Origin of the sequence: Halomonas sp. BMC6 (assembly GCF_964204995.1) — a bacterium.
In the GTDB taxonomy this organism is placed as follows: domain Bacteria; phylum Pseudomonadota; class Gammaproteobacteria; order Pseudomonadales; family Halomonadaceae; genus Vreelandella.
The window spans coordinates 1,772,529-1,791,326 of record NZ_CAXNSH010000001.1 but is presented as its reverse complement, the minus strand read 5'-3'; the positions used below and the strand labels follow the sequence as shown (position 1 = coordinate 1,791,326).

The following is an 18,798-nucleotide window of genomic DNA, read 5'->3' as shown; positions in this document are numbered from 1 at the left end:
GACTATAAGCCAGTTATCCTATGCTTGGCGAGTCTAATGTAAGATTCGCTGATCCCCGGGCAACGTATCGATATGCAGCGGCGCGAAATGGCGCGGCTTGTTGCCGGGAAAATCCAGGCTCGCCCAGGGGCCGGCAAGCACCGGCGCACCGCACAGCCACGCCACCAGCGCTTGACGAAACCCGGCCAAGAAACTCTCTCGCTCAGGCGTTTCGCCCATGAAAAACGAGAAGCCGGCGTACATGCCTGCCGCATACTCCTGCCAACCAGCGTAGTGGTCTGCCGCCAACTGGTAGGCGCGGTCGAGCACGTTCGCAAACGCTGGCTTGTCGAGCCAACCTAGCTGCCGTGCCGCAATGGCAAGATCCACGAGTTGGGCAATATCCCAGGCGGCCATGTCAACGTCATTACAACCATCTTCGTTGGTGCTCACTCGGCGCAGACGCAGCAAGTGGTGACGCTCCTCTTCGCCGCAGTCGCCGGACTCCAATATGGCGATTTCCGCCGCCAACCGCTCCGGGTTCAGCGTATAGGGCGCGTAGTTGATCTGATACTCCTGACGGTCCCCAGCTTCCAACATGAAGGTCAAAAATTCCTGCATGTCGTCGGCACTGGTCAGGTGGTAGTGGCTCTCGACCCATTCGCGAATGTCGGCGCACTCGCGCGGACTTTCCAACTGCGGCTCGCTCCACACCGCGCTGTTCAGCGGCCCTACCAGCGACATCGCCGTGAAGTGAGTCAACGTTGGCCGCTCACCCGGCTCGCACCAAGCATCGGGGCGCCAATCCAACCAATGGAACAGGCTGCCTGGGTCTTCCAGATGCCACGCGATTTCATTGATCAACGAGTCATGCTCGGGCTCGGGCAGGCAGCTCTCCCAGGCAAACCAGGCCTCTAGCAGGCGCTTGGGCGTGGCATAAAAACGGCACAGGCAGCTTCGCAGAGCGCTGGCGTGCTGCATGAGCGGTTCGCGCTCGAACAGGCCGCTGTCGAGCGCCATGTGCAGGTAGAACGCAAACTTCTCGGCCATGTGAATCGTGGCGGCGTGACGACTGACTCCTTTCACCGCGTTACGCTGTTTTAGCTCATCAGGCGTGGGCTGGCCAAAGCGCGTTTGCGACGGAGGCAGTACGCCATGCACAGCATCTGCCGCGAGCTGGTTGAGGTGGTGCGCCTGAGCAGGAAGCCAGTAGCGCGCCAGCACCTGGTGACCTTCATCCGCATGCAGGCCAAGCGAATCCTGAAGGTAAACGGCGGCATCCGCGCGGCGCTGCTCGGCTATCGGGGCCGAGGGATTGAGTTGACGCAGCATGACATCCGGCTCGCGTACGCCAGCCAGGGCGAGCAGCCAATGGTGAGCCGTGTTGCGCCAGGCCTTGATACGCGTACGCGAGGATTGCCGCGTCGGCTCGTCCAAAAGTGCAGCCAGCGAGTGCTTCCAGGGACTATGGGCAGCGTGCATTAACAGCTTGTGGCGGGCGCTGGGTGTCATCCCCCGCCGATCGACGCCCTCGAAGAGGCTTTGCCCGCGCAGGTAGGCTTTCAGCACTGCGTGCCAGTCGTGGTAACGGCGACCCACGAGATCAGCCGCATGGGCCGCTAGGTCGTCCGCTTCCGCCTGGCTTAGCCAGCCACAGCAGGCACCGGCCCAGGCGAGCTCCACTAGCCGCAGCCAGTCCCAGGCGGCCCACTCCAACGGCTCGCCCTGATTGACGAACGTCGTGAGCACCGGTGCGTAGGGAGCATCGTTTACTGCCCCCCGCTGCCACTCTTGACGCTGCGCGTGATCCATGGTCAGAAGCTCGCGGGCTTCGATATCCCAGCGCTGACGTTCACCTTGAGCGCTTAGCCAGAGCATCACTTCCAGTAGCTGCTCACGGTCGTAAATCTGCCAGATACGCTCCAACCACTGAGTGGCGTCGGGCCAGTCGGCAGCGCTGGCCGGATAGCACATCACGGGTCGAAACAGAGCACCTAGCCGCCAAGGCTGCGCTTCGGCGGGCTGCGGCCATAGCGATGTGGGAGCGTCGCGCTGGGCAAGCGCGGCATCCAGCGACTGCCAGGTCACCCCCTCCCCTTCGCTCTCCAGGTTGGACAGCGCTTGGCAAGCGTCGATGAAGCGGTCGTCGGCACCGGTTTCCCAACCTTTGGCCCCCAGCGCGCGACGTAGATCCGACAGCCACGCTCGCTGATCGCTGTAGTCCGACGTGATGCGTCGTATGAGATGGTGTGCCCAGTTCGTCGCCTGCGCTTGGCTCAACCAGCCCGCCGCGCCCGCCAGAGCGGCCCACTCCAGCGCACCCAGCAGCTGATCGGCACTGCCTGACGGTGCGCCCAATGCAAAAAACAGCTGATCCGCCAACGCGCCACGATCGGCAATACCCAGCTGCAGCAAGCGCTGTTCAGCCGCTACCGCATCCACCGCCAGTGGGTGCGGTGTAAAAGCCCAGTCACACAGCACCAGCTGTTGGGCCCACCAGGTATTTAGTGCGTCGACCAAAAGACACCTCGAACAAGAAGCAGAAAGCGATCAATGAAAACCGTACAAAATAAAGCAGCCTGATAAGGCTGCCCAAAGACGCATAGTGTAACGGAAACTATTGCCAAGACCGATAGCAGCCGCACAAAACAGCGCTGCCCGGCACAAAGGCCGGGCAGCGGGTACCACTTAGGGGGAGAAGCGCTAAGCGCTTTTGACTTTACTGATCACCCATAACAAGACCACCGCCCCCACGGTCGCCGTCACCAGCGAACCGATGAAGCCGCCCGCCTGCAGCCCCAGCAGACTAAACAGGAAGCCACCTACGAGGGCGCCGACCACCCCCACACCAATGTTACCGAGTACGCCAAAACCGCCGCCACGCATGATGTTGCCAGCGATCCAGCCAGCTAAACCACCAATGATTAACCACGCAATAAAGCCCATACTACCTCCTTGGTTTCACTCAGCTTGGGGTTTTACCTTCAAACTATTCTTCCACCTATGTTTGTCCTACCATAGCACACGGCGCTACTGTTCTGCCCATTTGTTGCCTTTGCCCACAAGGATTCCCTTATGATTCCCGACTCCCTTAAACAGCTACTTAGCCACGTTGATGGCCATCAACGGGCCCATTGGGAAGGCCGTGACGTCGCGCTCTTCAACATGGCCTGGGGGGAAATGGCGATCAGCCTACAGGGCGCTCAAGTGCTGCACTTCCAGCCAGCAGACGACACCGGCTGGCTGTGGGTGACGCCAACGCCGCAGGCGCTGCCGGGCGCGATCCGTGGCGGCATCCCGCTCTGCTGGCCCTGGTTTGCCGACGAGCGCTACGCCGATGAGAGCCCTGAGCGTAACGGCCCTTTCCATGGGCTTGCTCGCCACGCCATGTGGCGCCTGGACGCCGTTGACGACCACGCCGAAGGCATCGAAGTGCACCTGTCACCGGAAGAGCGCTTACATAGCCAGCTCACCGCCCGTGTGGTCATTCAAGCCAACGCCCAGCGGCTAAACGTTGAGATCATTAGCGAAAACATTGGCGATGCCCCGATCAAAACCAGCGGCGCACTGCATACCTACCTGGCCGTTAATGAGGTGCATCAATGCCGCTTAGAAGGCCTAGCAGGCGCACGCTATTTGGATAAGCTGCGTGACTTTGCTGAGTCTGAGCAGCAGGGCACGCTGGCGATTCGTGGCCCGGTCGACCGTATTTATCACACCAATGAAGCGGTGCTGCTCAACGACGGCCAGCGCACGCTGCGCATCGGCAAGCAGTCCAGCGACTCCACGGTGGTCTGGCACCCGGATAGCGACCTGCCCAGCGACACGCCCGCCGACGCCGCCAAACACTTTTTATGCGTTGAAGCCGCCAATACTCGCCTTGACCCCGTTTGGTTAGTACCAGGGGCACAGCACCTGCTAGGGACGACAATAAGCCGCGGTTAATGATCGGTTCATTCAGGCTTTGCTATGATCAAGCCATGGATATCCCCCCAAGGAGCGACGATGGATCCACAGCAATGGCTGGAAGCAGCCACGCTTGCCTTTAACCTGATCGGCATGGTGGTGTGCTTGGTTGGCTTAACGCTTGCACAAAAAATGCAGCGCCGCTGGCCCGGCTATAGCCTCGCGGTCGTCGGTTTTATCATTGCGACCCTGCCCATGCTCTCCCAGCTTGTCTTGATGTGGCAGCGCTAACGCTCGACCACCTCGCCAAGATGCCCCACCCGATGAAGGAAGCGACAGGATGCGCCAGCCGTTAAGCCGCGAATTGAGCAACATGTTAGAGCGAAGCCGAGACCGACAGCTGCGCCTGGCGGTAACAGGCCTTTCGCAAGCGGGTAAAACGGCATTTTTAACCTCGCTGGTGAACCAACTACGCCAGGCAGGCGTAGAAGCACAGTTAGACCTGTTACCGGTTGCCCGTGAAGGCCGCCTGCTAGGCGCGCAGCGTTTAAATCAGCCGGACTTAGGCGTACCACGCTTCCCTTATGACCCCGGCATGGCCTCGCTGAGAGACACACCGCCGCGCTGGCCCGAGCCCACCCGCGGCATTAGCGAGCTGCGTTTACAGCTGCGCTACCGCCCTGCCCAGCAGGGCTGGTTCACGCCGGATATCGCTCACCTGACGCTGGATCTGTTCGACTACCCCGGCGAATGGCTGCTGGATTTGCCGCTGCTGCAGCACGACTTCTACAGCTGGAGCCAGAGCCAGGCCCAGCACGAAGGCCCTCATCGCCGGGCACTGTTTAGCGAATGGCTGGCCGAGGCAGAGCAGCTAGACCCCACGGCAGAAGCCGATGAAGCGCAGCTCGCCACGCTGGCCGAGGCCTACGCATTGGGCCTGCGTCGCGCCAAGCAGGCGGGCTTCTCTGACCTGCAGCCGGGGCGTTTTTTGCTGCCCGGCGAGCTGGATGGCGCACCGATGCTGCAGTTCTTCCCGCTGCCCGGATTAGATACTCCCAAAGAAACCCTCGACGCCCTGCCCGAATCAAGCCTCTACGCCACCCTGGCGGCCCGTTTTCGCTACTATCAGCAGCAGGTAGTTCGCCCCTTCTACCGCGACCACTTCCGCCGCTTTGACCGCCAGATTGTTCTGGTGGACGTGCTGGGTGCGCTTAACGCCGGGCCGGAGCGTTTCGAGGATCTTTCCCGCGCGCTGCAACAGCTGATGAAGAGCTTTGATTACGGCAAGCGCAGCTTGCTGACCCGCCTGTTCGCTCCCAAAATTGACCGCCTCGCCATTGCCGCCACCAAAGCGGACCACGTGACGCCCGACCAACACACCCACGTGGTGCAGTTATTAGAAGCGCTGCTGGCGGAGCCATTGAAAGACTTACGCTTTGCCGATATCCCGGTGAAAGCGCTGTCGCTGGCGGCCATTCGCGCCACCGAGGCCCGCGAAGTGCTTCATGATGGCAAGCGAACGCCAGCGCTGAAAGGCACCACGTTAGAAGGCGAAGACGTGCTGGTGTACCCCGGCGATGTGCCCAGCCGCCTGCCCAAAGTCGATTTTTGGCAGCAGCAAGGGTTTGATTTCCCCAGCTTCCGCCCGATGCCCGCCGATAGCGAGGCACTGCCCCACATCCGTATGGACGCCGCGATTGACTGGCTGATTGGAGACAAACTGACATGAGCAACCCTCAGCCCCGCCGCGACTTCCACACCGAAGCGCCGCCCGAACCTACCCAGGAAACCCTGCGCCAGCATGAACGCTTTGCGGCGACTGAATCACACCAACCGCTGGCGACCCAAGCCGAACTCAAAGCGCTGCCGGAAGAGACCCTTGGCGCGCCCCGCAAACGCCGCTGGGGGCTGATGTTTGCCTTGGCAGGCGGTGCCACACTCGGCACGGTAGAGCTTGCAACCGGCATTCCTGACGCGCTGTCCCAGTCCCAGTGGATGGCGATGGCGTGGCAGCTGTTTGGCATGAGCTTGATTGGGCTGGGCGGCGTATCGCTTCTCAAGGAGCTGGGCCGTTTGCGGCGCTTAAAGCGGCACGATCAGCTACGGGCCAACCTAGCCGAGCTTCCCCAGCGCTCCAGCCAGCAGGCCCAGGCGATGGCCGTTCAGTTAAAACAGCAGCTTGCACTGAGCAACGACGACCCGCACTGGCTGGCCTTTCAGCGGGCGTGCCAGCCTCACCATAGCGGTGAAGAGATTCAAACCCTGCTGCGCTACCACCTGCTAGCCCCCCGTGACCGGGAAGCTCAGCGGTTGATTACGCGCATGTCGGGGGAAACCGCCATCATGGTGGCGGTTTCCCCGCTAACCCTGGTGGATATGGCGCTTGTGGCGTGGCGCAGCCTTGCCATGGTGGATAGGCTGAGCCGCCTGTACGGCCTGGAACTTGGCTACGCCAGCCGCTTGCGGCTATTTCGCCACGTGCTGCATAACATGGCGTTTGCAGGCGCCAGCGAACTGGCTACCGATGCCAGCATGGACATGCTCTCGCTGGACTTGGCAGGCCGCCTTTCGGCAAGAGCCGGCCAAGGCTTAGCAACGGGGCTGCTGAGCGCCCGCCTCGGTATGCGCGCTCAGCGGCTGTGCCGCCCGGTGGCGTTTACACCCGAAGAGCAGCCCAAACTAGCCGACCTTCGCCAGGACCTCTGGCGGCAGATCAAGCGGCTTGATAAAGAGCCCGCCCCCGCCGCACGCAACAGCGATTAATACCACTCACCCAGCGGCTCAAGCCAGCCGCTGCTCGGTTTCAGCATCGAACAGCACCGCCCGGGACATATCGACCCTCAGCGCCAAGCGCTCACCGGGCGACACCTCACACTTCGGCCCGACCCGCGCGGTAATCTCCTGCTCGCCCAGCGGCAGGCGCAGCAGAATATCGGCACCGGTCGGCTCCACCACGCTCACCTTGGCTTCCAGCAGCGTGCCTTCGGCCTGCTCGCTGAGCCGCACATCCTCTTCGCTGAAATGTTCAGGCCGCAGGCCGAGAATCACCGGCTTGTCGAGCTGCTCCACTAGCCCTGCCGTATGGCGGGCCGCTGGCCACGGCAGCAGCAGGTCGGCTTCGTCGGGGGTGGCAATGCGCAGTGCATAGCCATCGCCGTCGGCTTCCAGCGTAGCGCGGATGAAGTTCATCGATGGTGAACCCATAAAACCCGCTACGAACATATCCACCGGGTTGTTATAAACCTCATCAGGGCTGCCTAACTGCAGAATATGGCCATCACGCATCACCGCGATGCAGTCCGCCAGGGTCATGGCTTCTACTTGGTCGTGGGTAACGTAGACGATGGTGGTGCCTAAACGCTGGTGGAGCTTTTTGATCTCGGTGCGCATATCTACGCGCAGCTTGGCGTCCAGGTTAGAGAGCGGCTCGTCGAACAGATAGACCTTAGGCTCCCGCGCTAGGGCGCGGCCCATGGCCACACGCTGGCGCTGGCCGCCGGAGAGCTGGGCGGGCTTGCGCTCTAAAAGGTGGGAAATCTGCAGCAGATCGGCCACCCGTTCCACGGCGGCTTCCCGCTCGGCCTTGGGCACTTTGCGCATCTCTAGGCCGAAGCTGATGTTTTGGCGTACGGTCATGCTGGGGTACAGGGCGTAAGACTGGAACACCATGGCAATATCGCGCTCGGCGGGGGTGCGCCAGGTGACGTCTTCGCCGTCGATATAGATATTGCCGCTGGTGACCGGTTCAAGGCCTGCGATGGCGTTCATCAGCGTGGATTTACCACAGCCGGATGGCCCCACCAAAATCAAAAACTCGCCGGAATCGATGGAGATGCTGACATCTTTCAGCACCCGCTCGCTGCCAAACTCTTTGCGTACGTTGTGAATCTCTAACGCTGCCATTATCAAAATCCTGTTCTAAGGGAGCTGGCAAGACACGCATTGGCACCGGTCAGATCACCCCTTGGCGGGGGCGCTGTAAACCCTTCCCTGGGCGCTACTTTCGCCGTCCTGGCGAAAGACCCCCGCTACGGGGAGATGCTGACCTCTACCTGGGACTGCCATGCACCTAGTTGTTATTAGCCCTTTACGGAGCCTGCCGTTAGCCCACGCACGAAGTATTTACCCGCCAGCACGTACACCACCAGGGTGGGCAGTGCGGCAATCATGGCGGCGGCCATATCGACGTTGTATTCGCGCACGCCGGTGGAGGTGTTCACCAGATTATTGAGCGCCACGGTCACCGGCTGGGTGTCGTGTGCCGAGAACGCCACGCCGAATAGGAAGTCGTTCCAGATTTGGGTGAACTGCCAAATCACCGAGACCACGATGATAGGGGCGGACACCGGCAGCAGGATGCGCCAGAAAATACGGAAGAATCCGGCACCGTCCAGCTTGGCCGCCGACACCAGCTCGTTGGGAATGCCCACATAGAAGTTGCGGAAGAACAGCGTGGTAAAGGCGATACCAAACACCACGTGCACCAGGATCAGCCCCGCCCGCGAGCTGGAAAGCCCCAGCCAGCCCAGGGTTTGTGCCATGGGCAGCAGCACCACCTGAAACGGGATAAAGCAGCCAAACAGCATCAGCGCGAAGACCAGCTCGGAGCCTTTGAAGCGCCATTTGGTCAGGGCGTAGCCGTTCAGCGCTCCTACGGCGGTGGAGATCAGCACCGCAGGAATGACGATAGCAAAGGAGTTCCAGAAATAACCGCCCACGCCTTCGCAGCGCATGCCGGTGCAGGCTTCGCCCCAGGCTTTTGTCCAGGGGGCCAGCGTTGGGTTTTGCGGTAACGACAGCAGCGTACCGGCGCTGATTTCGCTCAGCGGTTTGATGGAAGTCATCAACATGACCACCAGCGGCAGAACGTAGAACAGCGCGGCGATGATCAGTACCGCGTACAGCACGCCCCGCCACAACTTGGCCGCAGGCGTTTGGCGACGAATCACATTAGCCATGTTTGCGGCTCCTTAGTTCGGAGTAGAGGTAAGGAATCAGGATGGCCAGCACACCGCCGAGCATCAGCATGGCACTGGCAGAGCCCAGGCCGATTTGCGCGCGGTTAAAGGCGTGGGTGTACATAAAGGTGGCGGGTAAGTCCGTTGCGTAACCCGGCCCGCCGCCGGTGAGGGCCACTACCAAGTCAAAACTCTTGATCGCAATATGGGCCAGAATCATCACCGCGCTGAACACCACCGGGCGGAGGCAGGGCATGACCACCCGCCAGTAAATGCGCGGTAGGCTTGCGCCATCGAGCTGTGCAGCTTTGACGATGCTGTCGTCAATACCGCGCAGCCCGGCTAAAAACAGCGCCATCACGAAGCCAGAGGCCTGCCAGACGGCGGCAATTACCAGGGTGTAAATCGCCATATCCGGGTCGACAATCCAGTCGAATTCAAACGACTCGAAGCCCCAGCTTTGCACCATGGCCTGGATGCCCAACTGCGGGTTTAGCAGCCACTTCCACACCACACCAGTGACGATGAATGACAGCGCCATGGGGTAGAGATAGACGGTGCGCAGTGCGCCCTCCTGACGAATCTTTTGATCCAGCAGCATCGCCAGCAGCGCACCCAGCACTAAGCAGATCACGATAAACAGCGTGCCAAAGATCATCAGGTTGGTAGAGGCCACCCACCAGCGCTCGTTGGCCATCAGCCGCGCATACTGGCCAAACCCGACAAAATCGTAGCTGGGCAGCATGCGCGAGCTGGTGAGTGATAGAACAAAGGTCCACAGCATAAAGCCGTAAACAAAAAACAGAGACACCGCCACCGAGGGTGCCAGCACTAGCCTTGGCAGCCAGGCCTGCAGCCGACCAGAGGCCGTTGGCCGCAACGCGGTGCGCGTTGGGGTTTCGCTCATGGGGAATTCCTCGCCAGTCAACCGCTAGCGCCGCCGTTGCGGCGGCGCTGGTTACGTACGTTCAGCGCGTGCTTGCGCTATTGCCAACGGTGCCGCGCTTAAAACGAAGCGGCTTCTGCGGCGCTGACCAGTCGCTGGGCAGCCTCTTCGGCGGGCATATCGGCGTCGTTGAAGTAGTTGGTCACGACGTCAAAGATAGCCCCCTGAACGTCGGCACGAACGGCCATACCGTGGGCCATGCTGGGCACTAACCCCTCCTCTTCAGCGGTACGTTGGAAATCAGCCATCGACTGCTGGGCGCAGCTGTCGAACTCGCTCATATCCAGGTCAGGACGCGCGGGAATGGAGCCTTTGGCAAGGTTGAAGGCTTCCTGGAAGGTGGGCTCTAACACCAAGCGCGCCAGCGTGTGCTGAGCTTCGCGCTCGGCATCATCGGTCACGCGGAACATCGCCAGGCTATCGATGTTGAAAGTAAAGGCGTCTTCGGTGCCCGGAGCGGCGGCGCACAGATAGTCTTCACCGGCGGTCAGGCCTGCGGCGGTGAACTCACCCTTCGCCCAGTCGCCCATCAGCTGAAAGCCCGCCACGCCTTCAATGACCATCGCGGTGGCAATGTTCCAATCGCGGCCCGGCATGCCTTCGTCCATCAGCTCGCGCAGGCGTTTGAAGTCTTCCAGCGCGGCGACCATCTGTTCGCCGCCCAGGGCTTCCGGGTCTAGCTCCACCAGCGCCTGCTGATAGAACTCAGTGCCTTGGCTACCCAGCACCACGCTTTCAAACACGGTGGCGTCCTGCCAGGACTGGCCACCGTGGGCTAGCGGCACAAAACCCGCTTCACGAATGGCTTCCCCGGCGGCAAACAGCTCGTCTAGGGTGGTGGGCATTTCTACGCCAGCGGCTTCCAGCACGTCCGGGTTGGCCCACAGCCAGTTAACCCGGTGTACGTTCGCAGGCACGGCTACGTACTGGCCGTCGTAACGCATAATATCGGCCACAATCTCTGGTAACAGGTCGTTCCAGCCTTCGGCATCCGCCACTTCATTTAAGTCACCCAGCAGGCCAAGCTCGCCCCACTCCTGAATTTCCGGGCCTTTAATTTGCGCGGCGGAGGGTGGGTTACCTGACATGGCGCGGGATTTAAGCACCGTCATCGCTGTTTCACCGCCACCACCGGCCACCGCAAAGTCCTGCCAGCCGTAACCTTCGGCTTCGAGTAGCTCTTTGAGGACGTTGGCCGCGCGGGCTTCACCACCGGATGTCCACCAGTGGAGTACTTCGACATCGCTTGCTTGGGTAGTGCCTGCGGCCATGGCGGTGCCTGCCGCTAAGGCCAGTGCGAGGGCGGATTTTTTAAACGTGGGCAACTGCTTAATCAGCATGGGTAGCTCCTGCTATTGTTGTTATCGCGAACACCAGCCCTGAAAGGCTTGACGGCTATCGCTGTTGTAATGCCGGGACACACGCGGTGTAAAACGGCTTTTAGCAGAGTACGACAGCGAGCCGCATAACGGGAGTTACCGAGTCCTGCATAGTATTACAAGTCTGTAACACTTGATTGGCGAGGCAGCATTAGCGTGGCCAGCAAGCCGCCTGTGGGGTGATTAGCAAGGATAATATCGCCCCCATGGGCACGGGCGATATGCCGGGCAATGCCTAGCCCCAGGCCGCTTCCACCGGTGTGGCGGCTTCTGGACACCTCCAGGCGTACAAAGGGTGAAAACACGCGGCCAAGCTGATCCTTAGGGATGCCAGGGCCACTGTCGTGAATATGTAGGCGCACCACGCCCGCCTGCTCTTCCAGCGTTACCCTCGCCCGCTGGCCGTAAAACACCGCATTTTCCAGTAGGTTCGCCAGGCAGCGCTTCATCGCCAGCGGTTTGACCGTGAGTGGCGCCACCTGCCCTGCCACCTGCACTTCGCCCCCCTGCAAGCGCAGCGCCTCGGCCAGCTCGGTCGTTAGCGCGTTGAGATCCGTTGGCTGCGGCTCTTCATGTAAATCGAGGCCTTTGACGGAGGCGAGCGCGCCCTTGACCAGCTCGGATAGCTCATCCAGCGAGGCGCAGAAGCGTTCGCGCTGAAGCGGGTCATCCAGCATTTCAGCCCGTAAGCGCATGCGGGTAATCGGCGTTTTTAAGTCGTGGGAGATTGCAGAGAAGAGCCGCTCGCGCTCCTCCACCTGCTCGCGAATACGCCGCTGCATGCGGTTAAAGGCTACGGCGGTGGCCGCTACCTCCTTGGGGCCGCTCTCTTTCAGCGGCGGGCTGTCCAGGTCATCGCCGAGCTGACGTGCCGCCCGGGAGAGCCTTGCCAGCGGCCGCGTCACGCTGGTGATGCCCAATAGCGACAGCGCCAGCACGGTGAGCAGCACGACGATGCCCGCTAGCAGTCGCTCTTCTGAGAGCCATCGGTAGCCGCTGAAAATATCCGGCACGCCCAGCAGCGTGGCGACATAGAGCCAAGTATCCGGAGCAAGCTCCAGCTGCACCACCAGAATGGGCGGCGAAAGGGGCTCCATTAACAGGCTGTGCTGGCCCCAGCGGGGCGGCAGGTCGTAAAGCAGCACTTCATTATTGAAGACCCGCAGGGTTTCCGGGCGGGAGAACTCCACCACCACATCGTCAATCGAGAGCTGCTGGGTCAGAATGGTGCGCACGTTGCTCACCACCACCTCTTTTTCCAGGCCGCTGCCGATATCCGCCACGGGAATACGCCGCTCGTTCACGCTGACAAAAAAGCGCGTGCCGCCCATGCTGCGCAGTTGATCCAGCACGATATGCCGATAGTCCACCGGCAGCGAACGGAAGAATTTCATGGTGGAGGCGATGCTAAACGCCATATTGCTGGAGAGCTCATCGAGCTGTTCGAGCTGGCTGGCGCGCACCTGAGAGGTCCAAATGGTATAGCTCGCCACCTGGGCGGCCAGCACCCCGGCAATCATAATAATGACGAAGCGCCCGCGCAGGCTGGCGGGCAGCCAGTGCGAGTGTCGTTTTAGCCAGCGTCGCCACGACGTCACGACGCCGCATCTACCCTGGCCGTGAGCACGTAGCCCGCCCCGCGTACGGTACGAATCAGCTGTGAATGCTGGGCATCTTCACCTAAGCGCTGACGTAGCCGACACACGTGCACGTCAATCGAGCGGTCCAACGGCGGCGCATCGCGGCCACGGGTCAGGGTGTAGAGATCATCGCGAGTAATCACCTGGGCGGGGCGCTCTAAAAACACTTGGAGCAGCTGAAAATCTGCCCCGGAAAGCGCGGTGCGCTCACCGGTGTGATCCACTAATTCCCGCGTCATTCGGTCGAGCTGCCACTCACCAAAGCGTACCCAGCGCGCTTCATGAGGGGCGGCCGCCGGGCGCGTGCGGCGTAGTACCGCTTTAATGCGCGCAAGCAGCTCGCGGGGATTGAAGGGTTTGCCGATATAGTCGTCGGCCCCTAATTCCAGCCCCAAGATACGGTCGGTATCGTCAGCGCTGGCGGTGAGCATGATGATGGGGGTGTCGTTGGTTTTGCGGAGCTCACGGCAGATGGTAAAACCGTCATCCCCCGGCATCATCACATCGACGATCAGTAAATCGGGCGTGTGCTCGGCAAGCTGTTGGTAGAGCGCATTCGCCCCCTCTGCGGTCAGCACGTGGTAACCGTGCCGCCCCAGGTAATCCGCCAGCAGCTCGCGAATTTCCGGGTCATCGTCGACCACCATCAAGGTCGCAGGCGTGGTTGTCATCGTGGAAAGCGCCCCTAAGTTATTATCGTTTTAAGGGCTAGATGATGGTGGAGCGCTCCGCCTACCGCAAGCGGCTATCGACTAAGGTGGCAGAGCGAAAATGACAGCGACAAATGCTAAAGCCCAAAGCGCTGCTTCAGGAATAACGCCACCGCTGCTTCGCCGTGGTGGCCGATCCGCTGGGCTTCTGGCACGCGATCAAACAGCGCCGGATGAGCGTTGGCCATAACCTGGGCCTCGCCTGCCAGGGTGAGCATTTCGGTGTCGTTGAGGTTATCGCCAAAGGCTAGGCAGTCGGCGGCGGTGAGCCCAAGCGACTCCAGCAACGCCGCTAGCGCCACGCCTTTATTCACCCCGCCCGCCATGATCTCTAGCGAGTCCACCGTAGAGTAGGTAATGTGGAGCCCATCGCCATGCGCCGCTTGGGCCTGAGCCTCCAATTCTGCGAGCGCGTCCGGGTCGCCTAAATAGAGCACTTTACCCACGCCGTTGGCGTCCATCTGCTCCGGTGGCACGACCTCATAGCGAAAGCCCGTCGAGGCGTGTAATGAAAGCAAGTGCGGCGCTTCGGCATCCACATGCCAGCCCGCTTCGCGGTAAAGGCTGAGGCGCACTTGAGGCGGTCGGGGTAAATGAATCAGCGTGTGGGCATGATCCGGGTTGAGGTGCGACGCGCTAACCAAGCCATCGTCCGGGTCGTGGGTATAGGCCCCGTTGGTGCTGATCAAGTGAGCAGGCACGCCCAGCTCGTCGCGGAATACGCGCATATCGTGGTAGTGGCGGCCAGAGGCCAGCGCCAAATGGTGCCCCTGCCGAACCAACTCTTGGAGCACCTCGACGGTGCTGTCATGTAACCGGTGGTCGCTGCCTAGCAACGTACCGTCCAGGTCGGAAACGATCAGGCGAGGGGTCATCAAAGCGCTCCTTGTGCGTTAGCAGGGTTAGCGTGGCAGTTCGCTCAGCTTAACCGATTCAGCCAACCGTAAGTAAGTCATTGACCTGCCGTCGCCGTCGCCACTTCCCCAGGGGCAACGATTGGCGCGGCCAGTGGGAATCCGTATAGTGGCAACCTACTCTCGCCAACTGATTGAACACATGCTTCAAAACAACTCCCTGCTTGCCCAGCTCAAGCAACAGATCCGTGAAACCACCCCGCGCGCTGAAGGGGTGATCAAAGCCACAGAAAAAGGCTTTGGTTTTCTTGAAACTGATAGCGGCGAATCCTATTTCGTGCCGCCCCCCGCCATGAAACAGGTCCTGCACGGCGACCGTGTGGAAGCCGTGATTCACGAGAACGGTGATAAAAAGTCGGTTGAGCCTGAAAAGCTTATTGAAGCCGGTTTAGACCGCTTCGTTGCTCGCGTGCAAAAGCGCGAAGGCCGCCTCGCGGTGGTGCCGGATCATCCCTCGATTCGCAACGTTCTAAAAGCACGCATCAAAAACAGCCTGGATGAAGACTCGATTGCCGACGGCGATTGGGTCGTGGCGCGTTTGGTGCGTCACCCGCTAAAAGAGAACGACCGCGGCTTCTTCACTCAGATTGATGAGCTAGTGGCCAAAGCCGATAACCCGGCCGTGCCGTGGCGCGTGACGCTTGCTCGCCACGCGCTGGAGCAAGAGTGCCCGGATGCCGGCAGCGACTGGCCGCTGCACGATGAAGGCCTCACCCGTGAAGACCTCACCGAGCAGCCGTACTTCACGATCGACGGTGAAAAAACCCGCGATATGGATGACGCGCTGCACGTAGTGGCACGCCCGGAAGGCGGCTGGCAACTGAGCGTGGCGATTGCCGACCCCACCGCTTATGTGGAAGAGGGCCACGCTGCTGATCTGGAAGCCCGCGTCCGTGCATTTACCGTGTACCTGCCGGGCCAGAACGTGACCATGCTGCCCGAGCAGTTGGCGGATGATCTTTGCTCGCTGTGGGAAGGCCAAGAGCGCCCTGCCCTAGCCTGCACGCTGAACATTAACGCCGACGGCAGCCTGGGGGCCTACCGCTTCTTCGCGGCCAACGTGAAGTCCCACGCTAAGCTGGTGTACGAGCGCGTCTCTGACTGGATTGAAGGCCAAGGCGACTGGGCACCGGCAGATAATATTGCCGAGCAGCTACACGCCCTGCGTGAGCTGACCGAAGCCCGTACCGCGTGGCGTAACGAGCACGCGCTGGTATTTAAAGATCGTCCTGATTACGTGTTCGAGCTGGATGAAGCGGGCAACGTGCTGGGGATTCATACCGAAGACCGCCGCATTGCCAACCGCATGATCGAAGAGTCGATGATTGCTGCCAACGCCTGCTGTGCGGACTTCCTGGCCAGCCATATCGGCCACGGCATCTTCAACGTGCACCGCGCTTTCGAGCCGGAAAAAGCCGAAGCGGCACAAGAGTTCCTGGCGACTCAGGACATCGAAGTGGCTCAGGAAGCGCTCACCGAGCTTGCCCACTATAAAGAGCTGAAGCGTGCGCTTGAGAGCCGCGACGACGCTTGGCTGGATGCGCGCCTACGCCGTTTCCAGGGCTTCACCAGCATGTCGGCCCAACCTGGCCCGCACTTCGGCCTGGGCCTGCCCGCCTACGCCACCTGGACCTCGCCGATTCGTAAGTATGGCGATATGGTCAATCACCGCTTGATCAAGCGCGTGCTGAAGGGCGAGCAGGCACCGGCAGAAGCCAGCCAGCAGCTCACCGAGCAGCTCACCGAGCGTCGCCGCCTGAACCGCATGGCCGAGCGCGACGTGAAAGATTGGCTCTACGTGCGCTACCTGACCCCGGCCGCGCAGAATCAGGACACCTTCGATGCAGAGATCATGGCGATCAACCGTGGCGGCATGCGGGTTCGCCTGATCGAGAACGGCGCGACGGCATTCGTGCCCGCCCCCTTGATGCACAGCGACCGCGATAAAGTGGTCATCGATGACAAAGAGGGCCGCATTCAGATCGAAGGCGAAGAGCGCTTCAAGCTGGGCGATAGCCTGCGCGTATCGCTCACGGAAGCCCGCGAAGAGACGCGCTCGCTGGTTGCCAAACCCGCTGCCTAAACCCACGGGGCATTTGCCAGCAAGCGCTAAACGCCACGGCCATGCCGTGGCGTTTTTATTTCCGCCGCGCGGTGACGTTGTCGCAGAACTGACTTATTTCTACCCTAAGGTAATTCGATGACACTCATGTGGCTCGGAGGTTACCTTGCACATCGCCGATGTGACCATGTTCCACGCCCCGGCAAGCGGCGGCGTTCGCACCTATTTACAGGCCAAACATCGCGTCCTCTCGCGCACACCCAACCTCCGTACCAGCCTGCTGGTGCCAGGGGCTGAGCGTGATAGTTTGGGCGACCACCACACGCTACCAGCGCTGCATCTGCCTCTTGGGCAAGGCTATCGATTCCCGCTGCGCCGCCGCCCTTGGCGTGATGCCTTGGTAGACCTCTCCCCCACGTTAATCGAAGCAGGCGACCCTTACGTTACCGCTTGGGCAGCGCTGGAGGCTGGCCAACGCTTGGGCGTGCCGGTGGTGGGTTTCTATCACTCCGATTTACCCCACTTGATGGGCGACCGTTTTGGCCGCCAAGTTCGCCAACGGCTAATTCGCTACGTGGTGGACCTGTACCAGCGCTTTGATAGCGTACTGGCTCCCTGCCACGCCATGGCCAACCGACTCACCGAGTGGGGCGTGCCCAACGTGCGCGTGCAGTCGTTAGGGGTTGATTTAGAGCAGTTTCACCCTTCACGGCGCGACCCCGGCTTCCGTACGGCCATGGGTATTCCTGCGGATAAAAAGCTGCTGATCTTTGTCGGCCGCTTTTCCCGAGAAAAGAATATCGACGTACTACTCGCCACCATGCGGGCGCTTGGCAGCGACTACCACCTGCTGCTAATGGGACCGGGCATGCCGACTCAAGTACCTAGCAATGTCACGGTGGTCAACCGCTGCTGCGGTAGCCATGAAGTGGCCAGGGCGCTTGCCAGTAGCGATGCGCTGCTGCATGCAGGCACCCGCGAAACCTTTGGGCTGGTGGCCCAGGAAGCGATGGCCAGCGGCCTGCCGGTGATTGGCGCGCGGGCAGGCGCGCTGATTGAGAACGTACCGCTGGGCGCGGGCGTGCTCTGCCAGCCGCTTGACCCTGACGCGATGGCGGACGCCTGCTCCGCGCTGTTTAGCAACGATATCGCCGCCAGCGGACGCTACGCGCGCCATTTTGTTGAGCGCCAGTTCAGCTGGGATAGCGTCATTGGCTCGCTGCTGACGCACTATGTCGATCTATGCGGACTCGAACAGCCCGATGCCCGTGCCGTCCGCCGCTAACGCCCAACGGCTGCTGCGATTTCGTCCGCTACACGGCGTTCTACTGCTGGCTGCCCTGGTAGCGCCACTGGTGCTCACATCGCTTGCAGGGGGCAGCAAAGCGTTTGAGCATGTGGCGCAGTTTCCCATTGGCCTACTGGTCCTGATGATCGCCATGGCCGCGCTGTGCTGGAATTTGAACGCTGCCCGGTTGCGCCTGATGCTGAACGGCCGCGCTGGCCAGCTTGGGCAGCGGGGCGCGCTGGGCATCGAGCTGGCGGCGAAGTGCGCGCTCTGTGCAACGCCAGGCGGTAGCGGCGGCCCGGCCACTCTGCTGTTACTACTTGCCCAGCGGGGATTTTCGCCCTCAAAAGGCACCGCCGTGTTTCTCATCGACCAGGGGTGCGACCTGCTGTTCTTTCTGCTGATGCTAAGCGGTTTGGTGGCGATGTCGGTTTTCGGGGATGCCCAGTGGCCACACCAGGGCTTGGTTCAGCTCTCGTTACTGGGATTGGCGCTGTTAGCGGTGGGCGTCTCGCTGATGATGGGATACTTACCCAGGCTGCTGCGTACTCGACGCCAGTGGCTGGCCTGGCTACGCCCTAGCCGCAGGCGCTGGCTGGTCAGGCGGCTGTTACGCTGTCGCCATGCGCTGCGTATGACGCTGGCGCTCCCCAAAGCCACACTGGCAGCGATGCTGGCACTCACAACCCTACACTGGCTGCTGCGCTACAGCTTGCTTTACCTAGCGGTGATTGGCATCGGTGGACATGCCGACTGGCTCTGGACGTTTTTAACCCAGATGCTGGCCATGGCCGCCAGCCAATTCAGCTTTCTGCCTGGCGGCGCGGGGGCGGCTGAAGTGGGGGTGGGAAGCTTGCTGCTGCCCTTAATGGGCCGGGAGCAGGCCGCTGCCGCCGTGTTGGTTTGGCGGCTAATTAGCTACCACTTGTATCTTGCCGCTGGCGCGCCGCTGCTACTGTTCTACAGCGCGCGCATGCTGCGTCAGCGCTAGCCACCTCTCCGCTTGACTTAACCTC

16 protein-coding genes are annotated in these 18,798 nt (G+C 61.2%); 7 read left to right on the top strand and 9 right to left on the bottom strand.

From position 1 onward, the window contains the following. Positions 1 to 33 precede the first annotated feature (33 nt). The gene (locus tag AB6K10_RS08490) at positions 34 to 2,499 is read right to left on the bottom strand and encodes a YbeU/YbeR family protein (protein WP_339118435.1); all 2,466 of its coding nucleotides are present in this window, start codon (positions 2,497 to 2,499) and stop codon (positions 34 to 36) included. Between the two features lie 183 nt (positions 2,500 to 2,682). After that, entirely contained in the window at positions 2,683 to 2,925 is a 243-nt protein-coding gene (locus tag AB6K10_RS08485) for a GlsB/YeaQ/YmgE family stress response membrane protein (protein ID WP_139525453.1), read from the bottom strand. A 129-nt stretch (positions 2,926 to 3,054) separates the two neighbouring features. On the opposite strand from AB6K10_RS08485, the gene AB6K10_RS08480 reads away from it, so the two are divergent. Genes AB6K10_RS08480 through AB6K10_RS08465 form a run of 4 tightly spaced genes read left to right on the top strand, consistent with a single transcriptional unit; the run spans position 3,055 to position 6,648 of the window. Then, the gene (locus AB6K10_RS08480) at positions 3,055 to 3,924 is read left to right on the top strand and encodes a D-hexose-6-phosphate mutarotase (RefSeq protein ID WP_339118434.1); all 870 of its coding nucleotides are present in this window, start codon (positions 3,055 to 3,057) and stop codon (positions 3,922 to 3,924) included. A gap of 60 nt (positions 3,925 to 3,984) precedes the next feature. After that, complete coding sequence (locus tag AB6K10_RS08475; protein WP_058576924.1) at positions 3,985 to 4,176, top strand: hypothetical protein; 192 nt, start codon at positions 3,985 to 3,987, stop codon at positions 4,174 to 4,176. Between the two features lie 49 nt (positions 4,177 to 4,225). Further along, positions 4,226 to 5,614 carry a YcjX family protein gene (locus tag AB6K10_RS08470; RefSeq protein ID WP_339118433.1) on the top strand — a complete coding sequence of 463 codons (1,389 nt, stop codon included), beginning with the start codon at positions 4,226 to 4,228 and terminating at the stop codon, positions 5,612 to 5,614. Then, a complete protein-coding gene (locus AB6K10_RS08465; RefSeq protein WP_339118432.1) occupies positions 5,611 to 6,648 on the top strand; it encodes a TIGR01620 family protein in 1,038 nt (345 codons plus the stop codon). Before AB6K10_RS08470 ends, AB6K10_RS08465 begins: the two co-directional genes overlap by 4 nt. Before the next feature lie 18 nt (positions 6,649 to 6,666). On the opposite strand, the gene AB6K10_RS08460 is transcribed toward AB6K10_RS08465, so the two are convergent. The 7 genes from AB6K10_RS08460 to AB6K10_RS08430 form a co-directional block, all read right to left on the bottom strand. Continuing rightward, a complete protein-coding gene (locus AB6K10_RS08460) occupies positions 6,667 to 7,788 on the bottom strand; it encodes an ABC transporter ATP-binding protein (RefSeq protein ID WP_159341552.1) in 1,122 nt (373 codons plus the stop codon). Positions 7,789 to 7,964: 176 nt separating this feature from the next. Beyond that, positions 7,965 to 8,843 (bottom strand): carbohydrate ABC transporter permease, encoded by an 879-nt coding sequence (locus tag AB6K10_RS08455; protein ID WP_159341551.1) that lies wholly within the window; start codon positions 8,841 to 8,843, stop codon positions 7,965 to 7,967. Next, complete coding sequence (locus tag AB6K10_RS08450) at positions 8,836 to 9,750, bottom strand: sugar ABC transporter permease (RefSeq protein ID WP_339118431.1); 915 nt, start codon at positions 9,748 to 9,750, stop codon at positions 8,836 to 8,838. The genes AB6K10_RS08455 and AB6K10_RS08450 overlap by 8 nt, the downstream gene beginning before the upstream one ends. Before the next feature lie 98 nt (positions 9,751 to 9,848). Continuing rightward, positions 9,849 to 11,129 (bottom strand): ABC transporter substrate-binding protein, encoded by a 1,281-nt coding sequence (locus AB6K10_RS08445; RefSeq protein ID WP_054645203.1) that lies wholly within the window; start codon positions 11,127 to 11,129, stop codon positions 9,849 to 9,851. Between the two features lie 155 nt (positions 11,130 to 11,284). After that, the gene (locus tag AB6K10_RS08440) at positions 11,285 to 12,688 is read right to left on the bottom strand and encodes an ATP-binding protein (protein ID WP_339119609.1); all 1,404 of its coding nucleotides are present in this window, start codon (positions 12,686 to 12,688) and stop codon (positions 11,285 to 11,287) included. Between the two features lie 74 nt (positions 12,689 to 12,762). Next, on the bottom strand, positions 12,763 to 13,479 hold the full coding sequence (locus AB6K10_RS08435) for a response regulator (protein ID WP_159341547.1): 717 nt from the start codon (positions 13,477 to 13,479) through the stop codon (positions 12,763 to 12,765). 116 nt (positions 13,480 to 13,595) lie between these two features. After that, a complete protein-coding gene (locus AB6K10_RS08430; RefSeq protein WP_339118430.1) occupies positions 13,596 to 14,393 on the bottom strand; it encodes a Cof-type HAD-IIB family hydrolase in 798 nt (265 codons plus the stop codon). 181 nt (positions 14,394 to 14,574) lie between these two features. Here AB6K10_RS08430 and AB6K10_RS08425 point away from each other — a divergent pair, with 181 nt between their 5' ends. The 3 genes from AB6K10_RS08425 to AB6K10_RS08415 all read left to right on the top strand — a co-directional run bounded on the left by AB6K10_RS08425 (position 14,575) and on the right by AB6K10_RS08415 (position 18,773). Then, entirely contained in the window at positions 14,575 to 16,515 is a 1,941-nt protein-coding gene (locus AB6K10_RS08425; protein ID WP_339119608.1) for an exoribonuclease II, read from the top strand. A gap of 145 nt (positions 16,516 to 16,660) precedes the next feature. Continuing rightward, the gene (locus AB6K10_RS08420) at positions 16,661 to 17,779 is read left to right on the top strand and encodes a glycosyltransferase family 1 protein (RefSeq protein WP_339118429.1); all 1,119 of its coding nucleotides are present in this window, start codon (positions 16,661 to 16,663) and stop codon (positions 17,777 to 17,779) included. Then, positions 17,757 to 18,773 carry a lysylphosphatidylglycerol synthase transmembrane domain-containing protein gene (locus tag AB6K10_RS08415; protein ID WP_339118428.1) on the top strand — a complete coding sequence of 339 codons (1,017 nt, stop codon included), beginning with the start codon at positions 17,757 to 17,759 and terminating at the stop codon, positions 18,771 to 18,773. The genes AB6K10_RS08420 and AB6K10_RS08415 overlap by 23 nt, the downstream gene beginning before the upstream one ends. Positions 18,774 to 18,798: the final 25 nt, after the last annotated feature.

Excerpts from the sequence above, each read along its gene's own strand:
- AB6K10_RS08485 (WP_139525453.1), bottom strand. The coding sequence starts at position 2,925 with ATGGGCTTTATTGCGTGGTTAATCATTGGTGGTTTAGCTGGCTGGATC.
- AB6K10_RS08480 (WP_339118434.1), top strand. The coding sequence starts at position 3,055 with ATGATTCCCGACTCCCTTAAACAGCTACTTAGCCACGTTGATGGCCAT.
- AB6K10_RS08475 (WP_058576924.1), top strand. The coding sequence starts at position 3,985 with ATGGATCCACAGCAATGGCTGGAAGCAGCCACGCTTGCCTTTAACCTG.
- AB6K10_RS08470 (WP_339118433.1), top strand. The coding sequence starts at position 4,226 with ATGCGCCAGCCGTTAAGCCGCGAATTGAGCAACATGTTAGAGCGAAGC.
- AB6K10_RS08465 (WP_339118432.1), top strand. The coding sequence starts at position 5,611 with ATGAGCAACCCTCAGCCCCGCCGCGACTTCCACACCGAAGCGCCGCCC.
- AB6K10_RS08460 (WP_159341552.1), bottom strand. The coding sequence starts at position 7,788 with ATGGCAGCGTTAGAGATTCACAACGTACGCAAAGAGTTTGGCAGCGAG.
- AB6K10_RS08455 (WP_159341551.1), bottom strand. The coding sequence starts at position 8,843 with ATGGCTAATGTGATTCGTCGCCAAACGCCTGCGGCCAAGTTGTGGCGG.
- AB6K10_RS08450 (WP_339118431.1), bottom strand. The coding sequence starts at position 9,750 with ATGAGCGAAACCCCAACGCGCACCGCGTTGCGGCCAACGGCCTCTGGT.
- AB6K10_RS08445 (WP_054645203.1), bottom strand. The coding sequence starts at position 11,129 with ATGCTGATTAAGCAGTTGCCCACGTTTAAAAAATCCGCCCTCGCACTG.
- AB6K10_RS08440 (WP_339119609.1), bottom strand. The coding sequence starts at position 12,688 with ATGATTGCCGGGGTGCTGGCCGCCCAGGTGGCGAGCTATACCATTTGG.
- AB6K10_RS08435 (WP_159341547.1), bottom strand. The coding sequence starts at position 13,479 with ATGACAACCACGCCTGCGACCTTGATGGTGGTCGACGATGACCCGGAA.
- AB6K10_RS08430 (WP_339118430.1), bottom strand. The coding sequence starts at position 14,393 with ATGACCCCTCGCCTGATCGTTTCCGACCTGGACGGTACGTTGCTAGGC.
- AB6K10_RS08425 (WP_339119608.1), top strand. The coding sequence starts at position 14,575 with ATGCTTCAAAACAACTCCCTGCTTGCCCAGCTCAAGCAACAGATCCGT.
- AB6K10_RS08415 (WP_339118428.1), top strand. The coding sequence starts at position 17,757 with ATGCCCGTGCCGTCCGCCGCTAACGCCCAACGGCTGCTGCGATTTCGT.